At 71.1% G+C, this 20,744-nt stretch carries 18 protein-coding genes; 8 read left to right on the top strand and 10 right to left on the bottom strand.

What is annotated here, in order from left to right:
- Positions 1 to 26: 26 nt before the first annotated feature.
- From F4X11_17990 to F4X11_18005, 4 genes are all read left to right on the top strand, one after another.
- The gene (locus F4X11_17990; protein ID MYN66896.1) at positions 27 to 2,318 is read left to right on the top strand and encodes a PQQ-binding-like beta-propeller repeat protein; all 2,292 of its coding nucleotides are present in this window, start codon (positions 27 to 29) and stop codon (positions 2,316 to 2,318) included.
- A gap of 113 nt (positions 2,319 to 2,431) precedes the next feature.
- Positions 2,432 to 3,157 carry a hypothetical protein gene (locus F4X11_17995; protein MYN66897.1) on the top strand — a complete coding sequence of 242 codons (726 nt, stop codon included), beginning with the start codon at positions 2,432 to 2,434 and terminating at the stop codon, positions 3,155 to 3,157.
- Between the two features lie 79 nt (positions 3,158 to 3,236).
- Positions 3,237 to 3,845, top strand: coding sequence for a MotA/TolQ/ExbB proton channel family protein (locus tag F4X11_18000; GenBank protein MYN66898.1), 609 nt, complete (start codon positions 3,237 to 3,239; stop codon positions 3,843 to 3,845).
- Positions 3,846 to 3,913: 68 nt separating this feature from the next.
- Positions 3,914 to 4,261 carry a DUF2149 domain-containing protein gene (locus F4X11_18005; protein MYN66899.1) on the top strand — a complete coding sequence of 116 codons (348 nt, stop codon included), beginning with the start codon at positions 3,914 to 3,916 and terminating at the stop codon, positions 4,259 to 4,261.
- 9 nt (positions 4,262 to 4,270) lie between these two features.
- On the opposite strand, the gene F4X11_18010 is transcribed toward F4X11_18005, so the two are convergent.
- The 3 genes from F4X11_18010 to F4X11_18020 all read right to left on the bottom strand — a co-directional run bounded on the left by F4X11_18010 (position 4,271) and on the right by F4X11_18020 (position 6,958).
- Complete coding sequence (locus tag F4X11_18010; protein MYN66900.1) at positions 4,271 to 5,290, bottom strand: hypothetical protein; 1,020 nt, start codon at positions 5,288 to 5,290, stop codon at positions 4,271 to 4,273.
- A gap of 65 nt (positions 5,291 to 5,355) precedes the next feature.
- On the bottom strand, positions 5,356 to 6,369 hold the full coding sequence (locus tag F4X11_18015; protein MYN66901.1) for a nucleotidyl transferase AbiEii/AbiGii toxin family protein: 1,014 nt from the start codon (positions 6,367 to 6,369) through the stop codon (positions 5,356 to 5,358).
- Positions 6,362 to 6,958: a hypothetical protein gene (locus F4X11_18020; protein MYN66902.1), complete on the bottom strand. Its 597-nt coding sequence runs from the start codon at positions 6,956 to 6,958 to the stop codon at positions 6,362 to 6,364. Before F4X11_18020 ends, F4X11_18015 begins: the two co-directional genes overlap by 8 nt.
- A gap of 163 nt (positions 6,959 to 7,121) precedes the next feature.
- Here F4X11_18020 and F4X11_18025 point away from each other — a divergent pair, with 163 nt between their 5' ends.
- The gene (locus tag F4X11_18025; protein MYN66903.1) at positions 7,122 to 7,679 is read left to right on the top strand and encodes a hypothetical protein; all 558 of its coding nucleotides are present in this window, start codon (positions 7,122 to 7,124) and stop codon (positions 7,677 to 7,679) included.
- A 37-nt stretch (positions 7,680 to 7,716) separates the two neighbouring features.
- Positions 7,717 to 9,102, top strand: a complete 1,386-nt coding sequence (locus tag F4X11_18030; GenBank protein ID MYN66904.1) for a DUF1552 domain-containing protein — start codon at positions 7,717 to 7,719, stop codon at positions 9,100 to 9,102.
- 81 nt (positions 9,103 to 9,183) lie between these two features.
- Here F4X11_18030 and F4X11_18035 read toward each other — a convergent pair whose 3' ends face one another.
- From F4X11_18035 to F4X11_18045, 3 genes are read right to left on the bottom strand one after another with little or no spacing between them, the layout of a single operon-like run.
- The gene (locus F4X11_18035) at positions 9,184 to 9,951 is read right to left on the bottom strand and encodes a hypothetical protein (protein ID MYN66905.1); all 768 of its coding nucleotides are present in this window, start codon (positions 9,949 to 9,951) and stop codon (positions 9,184 to 9,186) included.
- Positions 9,948 to 10,865: an FkbM family methyltransferase gene (locus tag F4X11_18040; protein ID MYN66906.1), complete on the bottom strand. Its 918-nt coding sequence runs from the start codon at positions 10,863 to 10,865 to the stop codon at positions 9,948 to 9,950. The genes F4X11_18035 and F4X11_18040 overlap by 4 nt, the downstream gene beginning before the upstream one ends.
- A gap of 52 nt (positions 10,866 to 10,917) precedes the next feature.
- Complete coding sequence (locus F4X11_18045) at positions 10,918 to 12,492, bottom strand: glycosyltransferase family 4 protein (GenBank protein ID MYN66907.1); 1,575 nt, start codon at positions 12,490 to 12,492, stop codon at positions 10,918 to 10,920.
- Here F4X11_18045 and F4X11_18050 point away from each other — a divergent pair.
- Positions 12,468 to 13,460 (top strand): cyclase family protein, encoded by a 993-nt coding sequence (locus tag F4X11_18050; protein ID MYN66908.1) that lies wholly within the window; start codon positions 12,468 to 12,470, stop codon positions 13,458 to 13,460. The two genes, F4X11_18045 and F4X11_18050, sit on opposite strands and share 25 nt — an antisense overlap.
- Before the next feature lie 140 nt (positions 13,461 to 13,600).
- Here F4X11_18050 and F4X11_18055 read toward each other — a convergent pair whose 3' ends face one another.
- The 3 genes from F4X11_18055 to F4X11_18065 are packed head-to-tail and all read right to left on the bottom strand — an operon-like array spanning position 13,601 to position 19,459.
- Positions 13,601 to 14,941: a DUF1552 domain-containing protein gene (locus F4X11_18055; GenBank protein MYN66909.1), complete on the bottom strand. Its 1,341-nt coding sequence runs from the start codon at positions 14,939 to 14,941 to the stop codon at positions 13,601 to 13,603.
- A gap of 44 nt (positions 14,942 to 14,985) precedes the next feature.
- Positions 14,986 to 17,655: a DUF1592 domain-containing protein gene (locus F4X11_18060; protein ID MYN66910.1), complete on the bottom strand. Its 2,670-nt coding sequence runs from the start codon at positions 17,653 to 17,655 to the stop codon at positions 14,986 to 14,988.
- Positions 17,630 to 19,459, bottom strand: coding sequence for a hypothetical protein (locus F4X11_18065; protein MYN66911.1), 1,830 nt, complete (start codon positions 19,457 to 19,459; stop codon positions 17,630 to 17,632). The genes F4X11_18060 and F4X11_18065 overlap by 26 nt, the downstream gene beginning before the upstream one ends.
- 110 nt (positions 19,460 to 19,569) lie before the next feature.
- Here F4X11_18065 and F4X11_18070 point away from each other — a divergent pair, with 110 nt between their 5' ends.
- Positions 19,570 to 19,842: an antitoxin gene (locus F4X11_18070; protein MYN66912.1), complete on the top strand. Its 273-nt coding sequence runs from the start codon at positions 19,570 to 19,572 to the stop codon at positions 19,840 to 19,842.
- Positions 19,843 to 19,901: 59 nt separating this feature from the next.
- Here the strand turns inward: F4X11_18070 and F4X11_18075 are convergent, their stop codons facing one another.
- Entirely contained in the window at positions 19,902 to 20,744 is an 843-nt protein-coding gene (locus F4X11_18075) for a hypothetical protein (protein ID MYN66913.1), read from the bottom strand.

The following is a 20,744-nucleotide window of genomic DNA, read 5'->3' on the forward strand; positions in this document are numbered from 1 at the left end:
CGAGCAGTTCGAGACTGGAGACGACCATGCGATGCACCCCTGCAGCCTCCGCCCTGTTGGCGGCGGTCATCCTGGCGAGCGGAGCAGGCGCGGGCGACGGCGTGAGGGCGCACGCGCAGTCCCCCTTGATGCCGGCCGCGCCACCCGAGACCGCGCCGCCTCTCCCGCACGCATCAGCGGACGTGTCCGGGGCCTACGCCGGCGACGTGCTCTACATGCATGCAGGAGAGCAACCGCCCGCCTCCCGCACTGCCGCGGGCGCCGGGAGGGCCGCTCTCTACGCGCTCTCCCCGGCCGACGCGTTCTGGAGGACGGTCTGGACCGGCAGCCCGGTACTCGGCTCGGTGCTCGTCAGCGACGGCGAGGACCTCTACCGCGTGGGAGGCGCCGAGATCACGGGCGCCCGTCGGGCCCGCCCCGACCTGCAGCGGTGGGACCAGGCGGATGGGGAGTGGGTCGACCTGACGCCGATGCCGTCGGGCAGGACGGACCACGCGGCGGTGATTGTCGGGCAGCGGCTCTGGGTGCTCGGCGGCTGGGCGCCCTCGGCGGTGGCCGAGAGCCCCCGAGCGCGCCTCCGCCCGCCCGCCGTGCCGGCCGAGGACTGGCGCGACGACGTGCTCGTCGCCGACCTCGACGCGGACCCGGTGACCTGGACGGTGGTCGAGACGGCATCCCTGCGCCTGCATTCCCTTGCCGCGGCCGTCCACGAGGACGCCGTCTGGCTCGCCGGGGGCATGACGCCCGGCGGGCCGGCGCTCGACGTGCAGCGGCTGGACCTGCGGACCCGGACCCTGGCGCCCGCGCCCGTTCCGCCGATTCGCGGCCGCAGCCGGGGCGTCGGCCTGGGCATGGCCGCGACCGGCGGGAACCTGTACGTGAGCAACGTGAACCAGTTGTTCCGTCTCGACGCCGGCGGACGCGCCTGGCAGGCGCTCACCTACGACATCGCGCCGGAACGTGCCTACCACGCCCTGGTCGGCGGACCCGGCGTGCTGCACATCGTGGGGGGAGCCGCGCACGGCCGCACCCACGCGGTGGTCGACCGGGTCGAGGCGGCCTCGCTGCGGCCGAGCGACGTGCTCGAAACGCCGCGGCGGACGGCGGGCGCGGCAGGCGACCGGCCGCCGCTGGCCGGAGCCCGGCGCTGGCCCGGCTTTCGGGGAGCGGCGTTCGGTCACAGCCAGGCCCGCGACCTTCCGCTGGCCTGGTCGGACGACGAGAACCTCGCGTGGCGGCACGCCATCGGCGGCTACGGCCAATCGAGCCCCGTGGTCTGGGACGGGCACGTGTTCGTCACCGCCATCGACGGCCCGCGGCGCGAGACGCAGATCGTCGAGGCCGTCGACGCGCGGACCGGCGAGCTGCGGTGGCGCCACACCCTGGCGTCGAGCCAGCCCGTCGAGGTCACGAACTTCGTGGCCAAGGGCGCGCCGACGCCGCGAGTCGACGCCGAACGTGTCTACTACCTGTTCGAGAGCGGCGACCTCGGCGCGCTGCGCCATGACGGCGAGCCGCTCTGGTCCCGGTCGCTGAAGGCGGACTACGGCGAGATCGAGGGCTACGGCCTCGGCGGCTCGCTCGCCGGCAACGACGAGTCGCTGTTCGTCCTCGCCGCCCACGACGGTCCGTCGTACCTGCTGGCCGTCGATGCAGCCACCGGCGAGACGCGGTGGAAGGCGGATCGTCCCGCCGCGTCGGCCTGGACGACGCCGATCGTCGTGCCCTGGGAGGACGGCGAGCTCGTGGTGGTCAGCATCGACGGCACGGTCGAGGCGTACGACGCGGGGACCGGCGAACGGGTCTGGTGGATCGACGGGCTCTCCGGCAACAGACTCCCGTCGCCGATCCTCGCCGGGGGGCGCATCGTCGTCTCGTCGTCGGACTCCCGGTCCAACCTCGTCCTGCCCGTCGGGCACCGGGGACGGCTCGCGGAGGAACAGGTCGTCTGGCGCGGCCGCAGCGCGACGGCTTCGATGTCGTCGCCGGTCGTGAACGGCGAGGCGATCTACTTCATCAACTCCCGGGGCGTCATCCGCTGCCTCGAGCTGGACTCGGGCCGGTCGCGGTGGGCGACCCGCCTCGCGTCGGCCGCGTGGGCGACGCCGATCGTCAACGGCGACCGCGTCTACGTGTTCGGGACCGACGGCGTGGCCTCGATCTTCGCCGCGGACGCGGCCGAGCCGCTCGAGCTGGCGAGGAACTCGCTGACCGTCTCCGAGCGCGTGTACGGCACGGCCGCCGTCGACGGCGGGCTGCTCGTCAGGACGGGGCGGGAACTGATCCGCATCGGGCGCGGCGGCGGCACCGGGCGCTGAAGACGGGGCCTCGGGCGGTCGCCGCGCAGGCAGGTATCCTGATGCAGCAATCGTCGTCTGGGCCCAGCGCGAAGTTCCTGCGACGGCGGAGAACGACCTGACACCCGCGAACCATGGAGGCGGTACTCGACATCGTCGCGGGAACGGGTGTCGTCCTGTTCCTGCTGGCGCTGGCGTACATCGAGCGTGCCTGGGGCCGGTTGCTGGCCGTCGCGATGGTCGCGGCAATCGCCTACGCCGTGCACCCGATCGCGGTGCGCCAGAGCCTGCCCGCCTTCGTCGGCGCCCTGGACGGTGTCGACCTCCAGACGCTGGCCGCCGTCCTCACGCTCGACGGTGTCCTGGGCTGCACCGGGGCGACCCTGCTGCTGGGAGCCCGTGGCGCGGCCTCCGCGAAGAATCTCCACGGACTCTCGGAAACTCGGCACGGCCTGCCCTTGCATCGCCTCCGGCGACTCGCGGCACACCATGTCGGCGTCATCCCCGCGCCGGCGCTGTTCTACCTGGAGATGAAGGCGTTCGACGCGTCACCATGGCCCTTCTCGACGACCGCCCTGGCGCTGTGCGGCGCCGTCGTCGTTGCCGGTCTCGCGGGGAGCGAGGCGATTCGACGGCTGCTTCCGGATCGGGATCTACGGGCCGAGCTGCGCCTGCTCGTGCACGCCGCGCAGGTGATGCTGGCGGCCGGGCTGACCGCGTTCGCCTTGCAGGGCGGTGTGAACCGCTCGGCGGCGGCGCTCGAAGCGGGGCCCCATGCCGTCGTCGCCGCCGCGGCGGCGCTCGGGATCGGCATCGGTTACTGGAGCCATCGCCGGCGCCTGCGCCGCGGCGCAGAGTGAGACCGTGGAACCGCCGACACGTCCGTTCTCCTCCGGGAAGTCCCGCTCGGCGCCGGGCCGCATCGCAGAGTGAAGCCCCATGGAGCTGTTGACCCGCACCCTGTATCTGCTCTCGACCGGCCTGCTGGTCCCGGTCATCGTCCTGCTGCTGATCCTCTTCGCCCGATCGCTGCTGCTCGCCGGACGCACCTACGGCGCCTGGCTGTCGCGGCTTCGGTTCCGATCCGCGTTGCGCCCGCTGCTCGACCGGCTCGATCGCGACAACGCGGAGTCCCTGCTCCGCGACGCCGACCTGCCCCCCGAGCCGCGGTGGAAGCCGGCGATCTGGCGTCTGCTCGACCACGGCCGGTCGGCGGCGCAGCGCGAGAAGGCGCTCGCCGACTTCGAGGCGGGCTGCGAGGAGGACCTCGCGCCGGCGCGGACCATGGCCCGCCTGGGCCCGATGCTCGGCCTGATGGGAACGCTCATCCCGATGGGACCGGCGCTGGTGGGACTGGCCGCCGGCGACATCGCGACGATGGCCGAGAACCTGCAGGTGGCCTTCTCGACCACGGTCGTGGGCCTCTTCGTCGGCGGCATCGGCTTCGCCGTCTCGCAAGCGAAGCAACGCTGGCACGGCGAGGCGCTCAACGACCTGGAGTTCGTGAGCGGGCTCATCGGCGAACGGACATCCACACAAGAAGAGTAGTCGTCTCGCCCCCGGGGGGCCTCGCCCCATCGGCGAACAGACGTCCACACAAGAAGCAGGAGGCCCGGATGGCAGGCAGGAGACGGCGGCGGCGGCTCGGCGCCGCGTTTCGTGACGACACCGACCCGCTCGGCGCCATCGCGAACCTGTTCGACGTCGCCATGGTCTTCGCCGTGGCGCTCATGGTCGCCATGGTCAGCCGCTGGCAGTTGACGGAGTTCCTCACGCAGGAGGACTTCACGATGGTCAAGAACCCCGGCACCGCAGAGATGGAGATCATCACCCAGGAGGCCGGCGAGATCACCCGCTATCGGGCCGAGGACGTGAACGACGCCGCGGGCCGCCGCGGCCGGCGGGTCGGCATCGCCTACCAACTCGACAGCGGCGAGATCATCTACGTGCCGGAAGCGCCCTGACCCGGTCCACTACCGGACAGGGCGGTAGTTCTCCTCGAGGCCAGGTGCATACACCGGCGGACTGCCATACGGCTCGCCCCGGAGGAACTCGATGGAACGCCCTTGCGTGAGGCCGTCGAGTTGCTCCGACGCGTCCTGGAACGCCACGAAGTCCGGTCCGTTGCCGCCCATGCCGACCGCGCCGTCACGGACCGCGAGAAAGTGCTCGTAGCTGGCGTAGCGGGCCAGGTAGTACACCTCGTCGTAGTCGTCGCTCTCGACCGGGTCGCTGTTCGGCAGGTACGCGACCCGCCACAGGCCCACTGGCCGAACCCCGATCTTCTCCACGTAGGGCCAGACCCGATCGCGGGCGATGGCGTGATACTCCTCGAAGGCGCCCTTCCCGATCCGCGAGTGCTCCAGCGCGAGCAGGCCGTCTCCGGGCCGAGCCCGGCCCAACCGCACCGGGTAGGGTGCGGAAGAGGCCGGATCGGGGCTGCCGTCTATCTGCTCGTAGCGTTCGACGAGCCCGGGCATGTAGAGCGGGCGGATCTCCGCCAGGTAGCCCTGCAGAAAGATGCCGCCGCGGGATCCCTGCTGGTACTGGCGGCGGGTGCGTAGCGCCTCCCGCGACGCATCGCTGAAGCCGCCGTCGCCGCCGAGCCGCCCGGCGCCTCCCGTATCGCCGGCGAGGGCGCCGCCGCGGGTGGCCTGCCAGTGCTCGTAGCTGGCGTATCGCGCGAAACGAAGCGCCTCGTCCCGGCCGGGCGTGGCGTCGTCGCCCGCGGGATAGACGACCTCGAAGTCGCCGAGTATCCGAGCGCCCAGCCTCTCGAACCAGGGCCACACCCCCGACCGGCTGGCTTCATGCCAGGCCTCGTAGCGGCCTTCCTCGAGATAGGCATGGCGCATCATGATGACTTCCTGCTGCCCCACTCTGGGCACGTCGTTGCGGACCGGGGTGGGCGCCTGGGCCCCCGGCGCCGGACCGAGCGCGAGCGCTGCCAGTCCGACCGCCATGACGGCGGTTCGTGCTCTACGGTTCTTCATGACTGCGACTCCTGGTGCGACGTTGCGATTCCGAGATCTGCCCTGACTGTCCCCGCACATTCGGCTCACACGTCGTTGGCCCTCGCTTCTAGATCGGCGCAGCCGTCGATGAGCACGTCAAACGGTTCGGCATCATCGAGCATGCCGCCGGAGACCATCCGCTCGTAATCTTGCCGCAGCGCGTCCCGAGCGGGTCCCTCGGGAACCAGTTGCATCCCGCCGGAAACGGCAGCGCTGTAGTCGATCCATCGGCCGCCGGAATCCTTCTCACGGAAGAACGCCGCCTTGTGGCGCGCCACCGACAGGGCGAGCGAGCGGTCGGCGAGCGCCTTGCCCGCATATCCGGTCTCGTCCAGACGAACGACGTCATGCCAATGACGAGACAGCCGATCGCCCCGCTGACGCTGCTGGCGACAGAACACGTGCATCGCGGTCGCCTTTTCCCAGAAGGTACGTTCGGCCATCATGACCGACGGCGAGGCCGTCGGAAAGACGATGTCGGGAAGATGACGCGCCGCATCGCACGCGACGGGGCACGTCTCGTGGGGTTCGCCGGTTCCACGCGCCCCGAACTCGACGACAACTTCGGGCCGAACGAATCCGTAGGCGTCGAGCACCGGTTCGTAACGAAGGACGAGCCGTTCGCCAGAGGCGCTGACTTCGCCGGAGAGGCCCGGCCGGCCGAGGCCCTCGCCGACCGCCGCTAGCGCCTCGCCCCGGACCCACTCGGTGAGGCGTGAGCGGATCGCCCTGCTCCAGCGTTGCTCCTGACTTCGCGTGGACGGCAACGCCTCGGTGCCGGCGCCGGTCACGAGATCGGGCGCGAAGGCGCGGATGTCGTATGTGACATCGATGTCCTCCGAGAACCGGCGGATGGCGTGGTAGGCCTTGGCGAGCGACGTGCCGCCCTTGAACACGAGGTCGGTACCGAACGGCGCGCCGAAAAGGACACGCAGCATCCGGACGATCCAGACGTCCTTCTCCAGGAGGAACGCTCGCCGCCCGCCCGCTTGCTGAGCGACGTTCAGCGCCTCGCGCCTGTCTCGAACCGACAACGACTCGAACGGGGTCTCAGCCATGCGCGACGAGCAGGCTCACCGGCTCCGCCATCCAGTGCGGCATGGTCGCCCGCGCCTCGGCGAGATCGCTGATGTCCTCGGGAGACAAGCCCGGCAGAACGGCCTCGAGCCCTACTCGGACCTCGGTCGGGCCGAGCCACGCCAGCGCGCGGATGATCTCGCCCGCCCGGCGCCGGGGAGCGGCGAGCTGCCAGCGCGGGGCGTGCCGCAGGTCAACGTCCAGATTGCCGAAGCGCAAGCGGCGCCCGGAACCGGAGGTGAGGTAGACCGACCGGATCGGGATCTGGGTGGTGAACCCGAGCACGTGCGCCGCCGCACCGCCGCAAGGGACGATGGTCACGTTCCACAGATTCGCGAGTGCGTCGAGCGCCTTGTCGAGGTTGGGTGCGCAGGGCCCGAACCGGGTCTCGACGGGGCGCATGTAGATCCCCTGACAGATTCGCATCAGTCTCCCCGAGCGGGCGAGCCGCGAGAGAGCCTGGTCGACGGCCGTGCGGTTGCCGAGATGAAGCAAGGCGCCAGCGCAGATCGGCGTGGCTTCGGGGAGCGAGCGGGCGTGCGCCACGATACGCTTCGACACGCTGTGCATGATGATGGGCGGCTGAGCCGATGTGTCAGAAATATGATAGTTATATTGACATCCTTCTTCAAGGGCGCTTGCCTCCCTCCTGGCGCGGGACCGAGACCCCGCAGGGCCCGACCGGCAGGCGAAGGGAGCGATCAGACCGCCAGCCAAGCGACGCGGGTGAAACATGCACGACCGGATTCGTCGAGAACTGCAACGGCTCGCCACGCGGCGCGTGGTCATCCCGACAGCGCTGGCCGCGCTGCTCTGCGTGGCCGGCTTCGAGTGGCGAGACGCTCGACTGGATGGTCTCGAGCTCCTCGACACCCGGCAGTGGTACACGCCCGAGCAGGCCGCGGACTTGTTCGGAGCGCTCGATCAGCTCGACTCGCGGGCAAGGGCCGTCTACGCCTGGACCGAGGTGTCGATCGACATGATCTTCCCGATCGCCTACGGCCTGCTCTTCGCGCTCCTGCTGCTTCGCGTCCTCGGGGACGGACGGCCGTTCTACCTGCTGCCGATCGCGGGGGCCGCAGCGGACGTCCTCGAGAACCTCTCCATCGCCTTGCTGGCCTCGACCTACGACGGTGACCCGACGTCCTGGTCGAGAGTGGCGGCGATCTTCACGCTGCTGAAGAGCGTGTTGATCCTGGCGACGCTGGCCGCGGCGGTCGGCGGGGCGATTCGACGGCTGTGGGTGATTCGACGTGAAAGTGGTTGGAACGCGCGCCGCAGGGGGCTATGATGCCGGGTAATCGCATCCCGATGCGGAGGACAGAATCATGATGATCACCAGGAAGGCCATCCCCCGGCGAACCGTGCTCCGCGGCGCCGGCGCCGCGCTCGCGCTGCCGCTGCTCGACGGCATGGTGCCGGCGCTGACCGCGCTGTCGAAGACCCCGGCCCGGCGGGTTTCCCGTTTCTGCGCGGTGTACGTGCCGAACGGGATCATCATGAAGGACTGGACGCCGGCCGCCGAAGGGAGCGCCTTCGAGTTCACGCCGACGTTGAAGCCGCTCGCGGCCCATCGCCGGCAACTGCTGGTGGTGAGCGGGCTCGACAACACCGGGGCCAGCTCGCGGACCGGGAACCCCGGGTCGCACGCCAAGCCGGCCGGCGCCTTCCTGACCGGGGTCGAGCCGCTCCAGACGACGAGCAGCTCGAGCCTGGACCTGGGCATCTCCATGGATCAGATCCTGGCGAAGACGATCAGCCAGGACACGCCGCTGCCGTCGCTGGAGTTGGGCCTGGAGGGCGCCGACACCGTCAACGGCGTCGGGACGTGCGGCGTCGGCTTCAATTGCGCCTACCAGAACACCCTGGCATGGGCCGGCCCGTCGACGCCGCTGCCGGTGGAGCCGAACCCGCGCGTGGTTTTCGAGCGTCTGTTCGGCGACATCGGCAGCACGGATCCGGCCGCGCGGAACGCCCGCCTGCGCCGGCAGAGCAGCATCCTCGACTCCGTGCTCGACAAGGTCCGCCACCTGCACGGCGACCTCGGGCATCGCGACCAGCGGAAGATCGACGAGTACGTCGACTCGGTCCGCGAGATCGAGCGGCGCATCCAGAACGCCGAGGCGGACGGCCGCGAGCTGCCGCTGGTCGACTCGCCGGCCGGCATCCCGGTGGACTACGACGAGCACGCGCGGCTGATGTTCGACATGCAGGCGCTTGCGTTCCAGACCGATTCGACGCGCGTCATCACGTTCCAGATCGGCCGCGAGCAGAGCGGTGCGACGTACCCGCAGATCGGCGTCTCGGACTCGCACCACCCGATCTCGCACCACGGCGGCGACCCGAAGAAGATCGCCTCCCTGCAGCGCATCAACGCCTACCACGTCTCGCTGCTCGGCTACTTCCTCGACAAGCTGGCGGCGACCGACGACGGCGACGGTTCGGTCCTCGACAACGTCGCCATCCTGTACGGCAGCGCCATCAGCGAGGGCAACCGGCACGATTCCCGGAACCTCCCGCTGCTGCTGGCCGGCGGGGCGGGCGGACGCCTCGCCGGCGGGCGCCATCTCCGGTATCCGCGCCGCACCCAGCGGCTGACGAACCTGCAGTTGACGCTGCTCAACCTGCTGGGGGTGCCGGCGGAGAAGTTCGGCGACAGCACCGGCGAGCGGCTCGGCGAGCTTGCCGGCGTCGCACGGGCGACCACGGGCTAGGACTTGCACAGGCCAGGAATTGCGCCCTCCCGCGTCGTGCGGAAGGGCGCAACCCCGGCACGGTGCAGCCTTTCCCCGCGTTCACGGAAGCGTCGGCATCGTGAGCTCGCTGCCGGGCGGCCGCTGCACGTCGAACGCCTTCAACGTGTAGTTCACCAGCGTGTAGTGGCCGATCAGGCCGGCGATGTCCATCAGGCCCTGGTTGCCGAAGATCCGCTGCGCCGCCTCGAACGCCTCGTCGCTCAGCTTCGGCTCGCGGATCAGCTCGCGGACGACGCGGATGATGGTCCGCTCCGGCTCGTTCAACCCGGGCAGCTCTCCGGCGTCGGCCAGCGGGGTGTCCCACCGCAGCAGATCGATGATCTCCTCCTCGAGCCCCGCGCTGCGGCCCAGCCCTTCGTGGGCGGACCACTCGTACTGGCTGTTCAGCGCGCGGGCGGCGGTCAGGATGGCGAGCTCGGCGAGCCGCTGGTCCCGGTTGCCGTCGGCGCCGTAGCGCAGGTAGGAGCTGGCCGGGAACAGGTGCTCGGCCATGAGCGGGCTGTTCATCCACATGCCGATCGGGCCGCGCAGGCCGGTGGCGTAGCGGCTGCCCGGATTGACGATGACGTCGTACGCCCGCTGGCCGTCGGCGTCGAGGGAGTCGCGCGTGATCTGCGGCACGCGCGCCCACGAGTCCTCGTGGATGCCCGACGGGATGTCCTCGGGCGTGACGACGTGCGGCGTGAAGTCGCCGCTCTGGGCCGACGCGGCTACGGCGAATGGGGCGCCGGCCCCGGCCGCGACGATGCCGACGACGGCGGCGAGCGCGGCGACGCACGCGGTTGCGATCAGGTGATTCAGCTTCACGGGTCTCCTCCTTGTTCGATGTTCGGCAACGCGATGTAGTCGTGCCCGGCCACCGGTTCAACGGTGTAGCCGAGCGTCTCCAACCGGTCCCAGGTAGCGTGGATCCGCTCCCGCACGGCGGGCGACGCCGTCGCGTAATCCTCGCCGCCCATGATCTCGATCAGGATCGCCGGCCGGTTGCGGCGGATGGTCTCGACGGCTCCTGCGAGCACCTCGTTCTCGTAGTGCTCCACGTCGATCTTCAGCAGCGACACGCGCTCGAAGCCGAAGCTGTCGAGGCTGCGCAGCTCCGCCCGGTCGCCCCCGGCGCCGACGCCGGTGCCGCCCTCGTTGCCCTGCGTGGCGGGATTCATCTCGATGACGCGCGTCTCCCCCGCGCCGATCGCATAGCGCAGCGGCACGACGTTGTTCAGACCGTTCAGGGCGAGGTTGTGGTACAGCTCGCGGTAGATCTTCCGCTGCGGCTCGAACGCGTAGACGCGGCCCCAGGGCCCGACCAGGCGGGCGAGCGACACGGTGTGGCTGCCGATGTGCGCCCCGACCTCGACCGCCACGGAGCCCGGCTCGACGTGCTCCTCGAACAGCTCCGCCTGGTGCCGCTCCCACGCGTAGCCGGCCACGATGACCTGCTTGATCATGTCGGACGGATCGTCGATGAAGAAGCGGCCGACGCCCGCGACCTCGTGCTGCTCGTATTCCTCGATCGGGAACGCGTTGAGATGGCGCCGTGTCCTCTCCACGTCGTCGAGCAGCGCCGGGGCCACGGACGCGATCGGCAACGGGACGTAGTCTTCGGGAGGATTGCCCGGCCCGCAGGCCAGCAGCACGCCCGCGGCGATCGCCGGGATCGACGTCCGTCTCGTCAACGACTTCACCCACGCGACTCGCCGCCCCGCGATCGAACCAGGGTCCATCGCCGCCAATACTACAGGGGCGGCGCTGCCGCCGGCGGCGGCCGGCGCGCGCTCACCCGTCCCGCGCCGCCCGCCGCAGGACCTCGCCGGTCCGCGCCGCCGCCGCCGCCCAGTCGAACCCCCCGGCCCGCTCCCGTCCCAGCTCGGCCAGACGCCCGCGCAGGATCTCGTCGTGCGCGAGCGCGACCAGCGCCCGCTTCCAGGCCGCGGGATCGTGCACCGGCGCGAAGACGGCCGCATCGCCGGCGACCTCCCGGAACACCGGAATGTCGCTCGCCACGACCGGCGTGCCGGCCGCCATTCCCTCGACCAGCGGCAGGCCGAAGCCCTCGTACAGCGAGGGACAGACGACGGCGAGCGCTCCGCGGTAGAGGGCGGCCAACGCGTCGTCGTCGACGTAGCCGGGATGATGCAGCCAGCCGGCCGCGGCGGCGCGGTCGAACGCCGCGTGCAGCGCCTCGCTCTTCCAGCCCCGCCGGCCGCACAGCAGGAGCGCCGGCGCCGCCGGGTCGTCGGCCACCCACGACTCCCACACGCCGAGCAGCAGCTCGATGTTCTTGCGCGGCTCGATGGTGCCGACGTGCAGCATGTAGCGCCCGGGGGTTCCGGGAGGCGGCGCCCCGCCCTTCCGCGTCGACAGGTGCCCCGGACCGTGGTGAATCGCGGTGACCCGCGCCGCCCCGATCGCCTCGGTCGCGAGGAGCTCGTCGCGAACCGTGCGCGACACGGTGATCACGGCGCTCGCGCGGGCCAGCGTGCGATGGAACTGCGCATCGAGAGCGGCGCGCGTCTCCTCGCGAACCGTCCCCGGCAGCCGGCGGAACGCGAGGTCGTGGACCGTCGCCACGGTCGCTCCGCGGGACAGCCGAAACGCCCGCGGCAGTATGAAGTTCGGCGCGAAGAGCACCGCGTTGCGCTGCAGGGCGAAGACCAGCGGCTCCATCAGCCGCAGGGCGCGCAGCACGCTGCGCCGCCGGCCCCACCGGCCGGGCGGCGCCAGCCCCGTCACCATCTCGATGGCCGGGCCGCGGGGCGGGTCCACGACCGGACCCGGCGCGTCCGGGTTGGGAAACAGCGTCGGTCCGTAGAGCCGCAGGCGCAGCCCCTCCGCCGCGGCCAGGTGCCGGAGGAGCTCGTACAGGTACCAGCCGACGCCGGTCAGGGGCTCCCAGAACGCGCGGACGTCGACCGCAACGGTCAGTCGCCCGTCCGGGGACGCGCCAGCCGCGGCGGCGCCCAGGCGCCGCAACCAATCGCCTGCCGCGCGGACGCCCGCGGCGGCCCGCTCCCGGCGCGCGCGGATGCCGTTCTCCTTTCCCGGCTCACTCGCAACATCCTTGGCGGACGCAGGCACGCCGTGGATTCTAGAAGCTCGCGCCGCAGAACGCAGCGATGCGGAGTTCCGAGGCGCAAGGTCATGGAGTGGGGGGATGGGCAAGGACTCCGAGCCTGCGAGGCGTTTCGGGGCGCGCCGCCAAACCCGTCGCCGGGCTCCGTGTTCGGCCCCATCCCTGCGTCTCGGAGCTCCCGTCACGAGCTGTTGGAACATAATGCTCTGCGTCGATACATCATCAGGCACGCGTATCGGGGGGGAGCACGCAGATGACTCGCAGATCCAGCACGGCATTCCTCAGGCTCGTCGCACTCGTCGCCGCGGCCGCGTTCGCCGCCGCCGTCACCGTCGAAACCCAGGAGCCGCGCAACCCGCGCAACGTCGAAGAGTTCGACGCGATGTTCCAGGAGCTGAACAACTGGGGCCGCTGGGGCGCCGACGACGAGCTCGGCACGATGAATCTGATCACGCCCGAGAAGACGCGCGAAGCGGCGGCGCTCGTGCAGCGGGGCATCACCGTGTCGCTGGCGCACAACCCGATGCCGGACGAGGCGGTGGACAACCCCGACGCCGCGTTCAACCACACGATGGGCGCGTCGTTGCGGAGCGATACGTACGAGTTCCGATACCACGGCTACGGGGTCAGCCACATCGACTCGCTCTGCCACTTCCTGTGGAACGACCGGATGTACAACGACATCCCGCCGTCGGCGAGCTCGCTGGAGGAGGGCTGCGGCAAGCTCGGCATCCAGAACCTGAAGCAGGGCATCGTCACGCGCGGCATCCTGCTCGACTTCGCGCGCCTGAAGGGCGTGCCGTACCTGGAGCCGCAGACGCCGATCTACGTCGAGGACATCGAGGCCTGGGAAGAGATGGCCGGGGTCACGGTCTCGCCGGGCGACGTCGTCTTCGTGCGGACCGGCCGCTGGGCGCGCCGCGCCGCGCTCGGGCCGTGGCAGGTCTCGGGCAACAGCGCCGGGCTGCACGCGTCGGTGCTGCCCTGGATCAAGGAGCGCGGCGTCGCCATCGTCGGCAGCGACGCGGCCAGCGACGTGATGCCGTCGCTGGTCGAGGGCGTCACCCAGCCCGTCCACACGATGCTCATCGCCGGGCTCGGCACGCACATCTTCGACAACATGGACCTGGAGGCGCTGGCCGAGACCGCGGCGCAGGAGAACCGCTGGGAGTTCATGCTGACCGCCGGGCCGATCCCGGTCGAGGGAGGCACCGGCTCACCGCTCAACCCGATCGCGATCTTCTGACCGCAGACCACGGCGCCGGGCTGGTGCAAGCGCACCACCCGGCGTCACGCCTTCTCCACGGACGCCCGGCGTCCCAGCACGGGCCCGGGCGCCCACCCACTCTGACCAGTCAACGAGCGACGGGCTCCCGATAGAGCTCCTCAGATCTCCGCCAGGCGCCCGGTGCTGTCGCCGAGGCGGTCGCGGTGGACGTCCACCTTGTCCAGGATCGACAGCAGCAGGTTGGTCAGCGGGGTGCCGTCCGCACAGACCGCGTGGCGGCCGCCCTGCAGCCGGCCCCCGGCGCCGCCGGCCAGCAGCACCGGCAGATCGGTGTGCAGGTGCAGGTTCCCGTTGCTGATGCAGCCGCCGTACAGCAGCAGCGAATGATCCAGCAGCGTGCCGTCGCCGTCCGGCGTCTCGCGCAGCCGGTCCAGGAAGTAGCGGAACAGGCTGACGTGGTACGTGTTGATCTTCGCGTGCTTCGCCACCTTGTCGGCCGCGTTGCCGTGGTGCGAGATGGCGTGGTGCGGATCGGGCACGCCGATGTGGCTGTAGGTCCGCGTCGACGCTTCGCGCGCGAGCATGAACGTGCTGACGCGCGTGACGTCGGTCTGGAAGGCCAGCACCTGCAGGTCGTACATCAGCTTCACGTGGTCGTCGTACAGCTCGGGCACCCCGACCGGCATCTCCGGCAGCTCGATGTGCTCGCCGACGCGCGCCTCCACCTTGCGGACGCGCTGCTCCACGTCGCGCACGCTGTCCAGGTACTCGTGCACGCGCGCGGCGTCGGCGGCGCCGAGCCGGGTCCGCAGGCGGCCCACCTCGCCGACGATGGCATCCAGGATGCTCCGGTCCCGGCCGAGCTGCCGCCGGCGCTCCTCCGCACCGAGACCCTCCCCGAACAGGCGCTCGAAGACGACGCGCGGATCGGTCTGCATGGGCAACGGCGTCGTCGCCGTGCGCCACGACAGCGTGTTGACGTAGCTGCACGAGTAGCCGATGTCGCACCCGCCGACGGCCGTGAAGTCCTCGGCGGCCACTTCCAGCGAGCGCAACTGCGTTTCGCGGCCCAGCTCGTCGGCCGCAAGTTGGTCGATGGTCTTGGCGCCGCGAACGTCGGCCCCCTGGGTCCGCCTGGGATGCACGCCGGTCAGCCACACCGCGCTGGCCCGCGCGTGGTCGCCCGAGCCCTCGCCCTCGGCCGCCTCCGCCGGGCGCGAGTCGAGGCCCGACAGGACGACGAGCCGGTCGCGGTGCGGCTCCAGCGACGCGAGTATCGGCGGCAGATCGAACGCCGTCCCCGCCGCGGCCGGCGTCCACTGCTCCATGATCGCGCCGTTCGGGATGTAGGAGAACGCGAGCCGGCGCACCGGCGCCGCCGCCGTGCGGGACATGGCCGACAGCGCGGGCACCATGGCGTCGAGCAACGGGAGCGCCAGCGTCGCGCCGGCGCCGCGCAGGAACGTCCGCCGCGGCAAGGCCTTCTTCGTGATGATCATCTGCGTCGCTCCCTCCCGTTCACTGACGATACGCCGCCCACCGGCTACGGCACCGCCGCCCTTGCGCCCGCCGTCTCATCCGAAGCGGGCCGCTTCATCTTCATGCGAAATGCATCGCTCATCACGATGCCGGCGACGATCGACGAGAACCGGTAGTCCCGGTCGGCCGCCTGCCCGACGATCCTGCGCACCGCGGGCGCGTCGTAGTACTCCAGCCCCCGGCCAATCCCATACGTCAGCAGCTTGCGCGTGAACGTCTCGACGAACGTCCCGGGCCTCTGCAGGATGGCCTCCCGCAGCTCGCTCGGACCGTCGAACGCGGTCCCGTCGGGGAGGACGTCCGAGGCGTCGATCGACTGCCCGTCGGCGCCGGTCCCGCGCCAGCGGCCGATCGCGTCGAAGTTCTCCAGCCCGAACCCGTACGGATCCATGCGCGCGTGACACGTGGCGCAGGCGGGGTTCGCGCGGTGCCGCGTCAGGCGCTCGCGGATGGACAGGCCCTCGGCGCTGCCCGTGTCCTCCAGGTCCGGCACGTCGGGCGGCGGGGGCGGCGGGGGCGCGCCCAGCAGGTTCTCGAGAATCCAGTTCCCGCGCAGCACCGGGGATGTCCGCGTCGCGTACGAGGTGACCGTCAGCACGCTGCCGTGGCCCAGCAGCCCGCGCCGCGCCGCGTCGGTCACGCGCACGCGGCGGAACCGATCCCCGTAGATGCCCCGCATCCCGTAGTGGCGCGCCAGGCGCTCGTTCACGAACGTGTAGTCGGCGGTCAGCAGATCGAGGACGCTGCGATCCTCGTGCAGGATGCTCTCGAAGAACAGCTCCGTCTCGCGCTGCAGCGCGCGGCGCAGGTTGTCGTCGAAGTCCGGGAAGGTCGGCGGATCGGGATGCGTATTGCCCAGGTTCCGCAGGTACAGCCACTGGCCGGCGAAGTTCTCCACCAGCGCCGACGCGCGGGGATCGGCCAGCATGCGCCGCACCTGCCGCATCAGCTCCGCCGGATCCGTCAGGCGCCCGCCTTCGGCCGCCGCCAGCAACTCCTCGTCCGGGATGCTGCTCCAGAGAAAGAACGACAGCCGCGAGGCGAGGTCCAGGTCCGCCAGCGGATAGACGGCGCCGGCCGCGACAGCGGCGGGCTCGGCCTCCAGGCGGAAGATGAACTGCGGGCTGGCCAGGACGAAGCGCAGCGCCAGCTCGATACCCGCCTCGAAGCCGCCGTCGCGGCCGCCTTCCCGGTAGAAGTCGATCAGCCGGTCGAGCTCCGGCGCTTCGAGAGGCCGGCGGTAGGCCAGGCGACCCAGCCGCGAGAGAATCGAGCGGGCGCACGGCAGCTCGTCGGCGGAGCCCTCCGGACGGCACGTGAAGATGCGCCGCCGGCTCGGCGTGTCCTCCGGCCGCACGGCGTCGAACGGCCCGGCGATCAGGACGCGGTCGACATCCGGCAACCCCCGGCGGCTGCTCGTACCGACGTAGCTGCGGAGAAACGGCCTCGCGACCTCTTCCGACAGCGCCGCGGGCCGGCCCACGAACGAGGCGACGATCTCGTGACGGCCGGCCGTGATCGGCAGCCGCACGCGCATCGACTCGTCCGCGGTGAACGCCTTCGTGGCAGTCTGGCCGGGGTTCTGCTCGTTGATCACGATCGGCCGGTAGGCGTCCTCGCTGCCGACCGGAAACAGGGCGACCCGCTCGCCGTCCAGGGTCAGCTCGACCCGATGCTCCTCGCCGATCCCGCGGATGGCGCCCACCGCGGTCCGCCGCAGCCGCACGCGAATCTCGTATTCGGCGTCGACCGGGAAGTGCTCCGCCACGCGGACGCCTCCGCGAGTGCCGAGCGGCAGGTCGCGCAGGTGGTAGTCCTGGGTCAGGTCTTCCGGCGTCTTGTAGGTAACGGTCGCCGCCGGGATCGCGGGGCTGCCGACGGCCAGCCGGCTGACCTTGCGCGCCGTCGTCACGTAGCTCTCGATGAGCAGCGGGGACACCCCCAGGGCGTCCGCGATGTTGTCGAAGCCGTAGGTGGAATCGTCAGCGGGCAACGCGCTGACGTCGGCATCGACGCCCAGCAGATCGCGCACCGCGTTGCGGTACTCCGTGCGGTTCATCCGGTGCAGCAGCGGGCGACCCGGGTTGGGGCGCGCGAGCGCGGCCGTATCGAGCGTCGTCTCCAGCCACGAGGCGAAGGCGCTGTACGCGGCCCCCGCCGGCCGCGGGCGCCCCGCCGGGGGCATGGTGCGGCTACGCAGCTTCTGGACGACCTTCTCCCACAGCTCGGGGTGGGCGGCGACGTGCTCCGCGGAGACCTCGACCGCGTCCAAAGCAAGGCCGGCGGTCCGCAACCGGCCGTTGTGGCAGGTCACGCAATAGCGCTGCACGAGCGCGGCGTGGTCGTCGGGCGCCGCCGCGGCGGGTGCGGCGCCGACGGCTCGCGGCGCCTGCACCAAGGCCGTTGGCGCGGCAGCCACGGCGGCCTGCGACGCCTCGGCAGGAGCGATGCCGGTCAGCAAACTGCCGGCCAGCAGACTGCCGGCCAGCCGCGCCAACCCCACGTGTCGCAGTCGCCGGACGCGCCGTCCGACTGCCATCGTCACCTCCGTGCTCCGCGGCGTCGCCGCAACGACGGACGGCTCACCCCGAACAGCCCGCCGTCCGATCGACATCTTCATTTCCGTGCCTCGCACACCCCGCATGTCATCAACGCGAGACCGCGCGGTCCGCATCGTCCTCTGACGCCGGCGTCGGCTCGGCGCCGAGCTCCCGCAGCAGCGCCGCCGCGTTGTCGCGCCGGATCACGCTGGCCACCTGGTTGAATCCCTGCTCGGCGAGATCCAGCGGGTTCCGTTCCAGCTCGTCCTGGAAATCCGTCCGGGCGCCGGCCTCGACCAGGCGCCGAATGATGCTGTTCGCGGCCCGGTAGACCGCGCCGTGCAGCGCCGTCTGGCCGTTGGCGTTGCTCGCATTGACGTCGACGCCGGCGGCCAGCGCCATCCTGACCGCTTCGAGCGCATTCCCCTCGGAGCGGAACGGCCGCGATCCTTCGACGTATCCCACCCCGGCGGCCAGCATCACGGCCGTGTTGTTGGCGTAGGTCGCCAGCCGCTCGTCCGCGCCGTGCGCGGCCAGCACGCGCATCGCCTCCACGTCGGCCGCCTGGGCGGCCAGCAGGTACGGCGTCGCCCCGCCCAGGTTGACCCGGTTGTCCATGAGGGGCCGGCCGGCGCTGAAGATGCCCTCGTCGGTCCACCGCTCGTGCACTATCGGCACCGGCTCCGTCCGGGCATTGGGATCCGCGCCGCGCTCCAGGAGCATGCGCATCAGGTCCAGGCCGTCGAGCTGGGAATGATCCCGTCCCGTGCCGTCGACGAACTGGTTGGCCACGCGGCGCTGCGGCGCCCGGGCGCGCACCAGGTCGTGCAGGATGGCGTTACCGCGCCCGTCGCGCGCGTTCGGGTCGGCGCCCGCCTCGAGCAGCATCGCCGCCGCCGTGTAATGGCCGACGGTCACGGCCATGCTCAGCAGACTTCCCGTGGCGGGCTCACGGCCGGCGGCCAGCGCGGCGGGGTCGGGCTGGTGAACGTCAACCTCGGCGCCCGCCGCAATGAGAAGTCGCAGCGCGTCGCGGGCGTCCTGGCGCACCGCGAACATCAGCGCCGTGAAGCCGCCCGTCGAGGAAGCATCGACGGCAGCGCCGGCCTCGAGCAACAAGTTCATGACCGGGACGTGGTTCTCGGCGGCAGCCCACATCAGCGGGGTCTGGCCCCGCCAGGCATCCACCGCGTCGATGTCGGCCCCGCGGGCAAGCAGCGCCCTGACCGCGGCGACACGCCCGGTGCGCGCGCAAGTCAGGATCGGAGGCTCCCCGGTCGGCGCCAGATGCGGGTCCGCACCCGCGTCCAGCAGGCGCGCAACCACGGCGGTACCGGCGCTGGCGCAGGCAAGGGCGAGCGGGGTGGATCCATTCCGGTTGACGGCGTCGGGATCCGCGCCGGCATCGAGCAGCAGCCCGGTCAGTTCGGCGTCGTCGTCGTAGGCGGCCCAGTGCAGCGCGGCGGTGCCGTCCACCTGCGTCGCGTCGACGTCTACGCCGTCCTCCTGCAGCAGGCGCGCGACCGCGGCGCGATCACCTGCACGCGCCAGCTCCGGCAGCCGGGAATCGGGCTCGTTGGCCTGGAGCCCGGCGCTCGCGAGCGACAGCAGCAGGAGCAGTGACGCGAGCCTTTCTGGCTTTCCCATGGTGCATTGCCCGTTACGCTCGTCTGCCGAAGGCCGACCACACATGCACGGGGCCAGCTTGGCGCCGCGCGCAACACACGGAATCCCGCATCGTATCCGACCGGCGCTCGCACAATCAACGGTTGGCTGCCGCTTCAAAGCGCCGCGATCCGGGCACGCAGATCGACCACCGCGGTGTCCGGCAGCATGGTTATGCCATGGTCGACCTGACAGGCCTCGCGTGTGGGGCACACGATGAACAGGTGATCGAGCGCCAGCGTGTCCACGCGACCCAGTGATGACATAAGGCATACAATCCGCTACGCGTATCTCGTCCCGTTCGTCGAATCGGAAGCGGAGGTGTTTCTCAAGACCATCATCCCGAGTCGAGCGGCCGCGAAGCGGTACCTGGGAGAGTCATGATGGCGCAACTGACCAGGGAGGAACGGGAAATCGTCAAGGCCTTCGAGGCGGGTACGCTGCAGTCCCCGCCGGACCGGTCGGCGATCTTGAAGGCGCACCGCGAGTACGCTGCAGCGACGTTCCGCAAGGATCGGCGAGTGAACGTGAGGATTTCCAGCCGGGACCTGGATGCGCTCAGGAAAAGAGCCCTGTCGGAGGGCATCCCCTACCAGACTCTGATCTCCAGCGTGCTCCACAAGTATGTCGAGGGCACGCTGCGGCCGACCGGCTGAACGTGCGCTCGGCGTGCCGCACCAGCCCCCAAGCCGCGTCGTCCAGCAACGGCGGCCCGTCAGTCCGCGCGCTCGAACTCGCTCCACTGCGTCGTCGTGTTCCGGCGGGTGGTCCGGAACAGGACCCGCACGTGGAAGTAGATCTCGAATTCGGTGTCCAGCCAGACGTCTCCCGCGACGGGCCGGCGTTCGAGGCGCCCGGTGGCGTCGGAAATGGAGCCGATGATGCCCCACCAGAGGCGCACGCGGTCCATCAACTGGAAGCTGACCCGCGCGATCTCGTAGGTCTCGGTGTCGATCCAGACCTCGCCCCGCGACCGGTTCAGGGCGTGGTCGATCCGCCTGCGCACCGGGAGCCTCCCCGGCCGGGGCTCGAACGTGATGACGTGGCTGGGGCGACCCCGCAGGTCCTGCACCCCGTCCAGCCTGGCCGTGTACCGGCCGATCAGCTCTTCGTCGAACCTGATCTCGTTCTCCTCCGCTTCCCGCTCGCGCGCCGCCCGCTTCTCCGGGTCGTCGATCTCGACCTGGAATTCCTCCCAGCGCCGCTCCTGCTCGCGCCGCCCGCGCGCGTCGATCGGTTCGCCGTCCCTGGCCATCAGCCGGGCGAACAGGGCGCCCTGGTAAGGCTCCACCTGGTAGCGCAGCGTCTCGTCGTCGGTGACCTCGCCGTCCCCGTCGAACCGCTGGACGCGCCGGGTCATCGCACGCCGGTAGCGGGTCTCGAAACCCTCCTCCTCGGCCCAGGCCGCGCGTTCGAGGCCCCGGTCGATGATCTCGCGCAGCGCCGGGTCCTCGGGGTCCGGCGGGACGGTCTGGTTGCCGGCGACGCCGAGGACCGCGAATCCGGCGACGAAGGCGACGGTCAGGAACCAGGAAGACGGCGAAGGTCTGTGCTGCAT

It is taken from the genome of Acidobacteriota bacterium, assembly GCA_009861545.1.
Classification (GTDB): Bacteria; Acidobacteriota; Vicinamibacteria; order Vicinamibacterales; family UBA8438; genus WTFV01.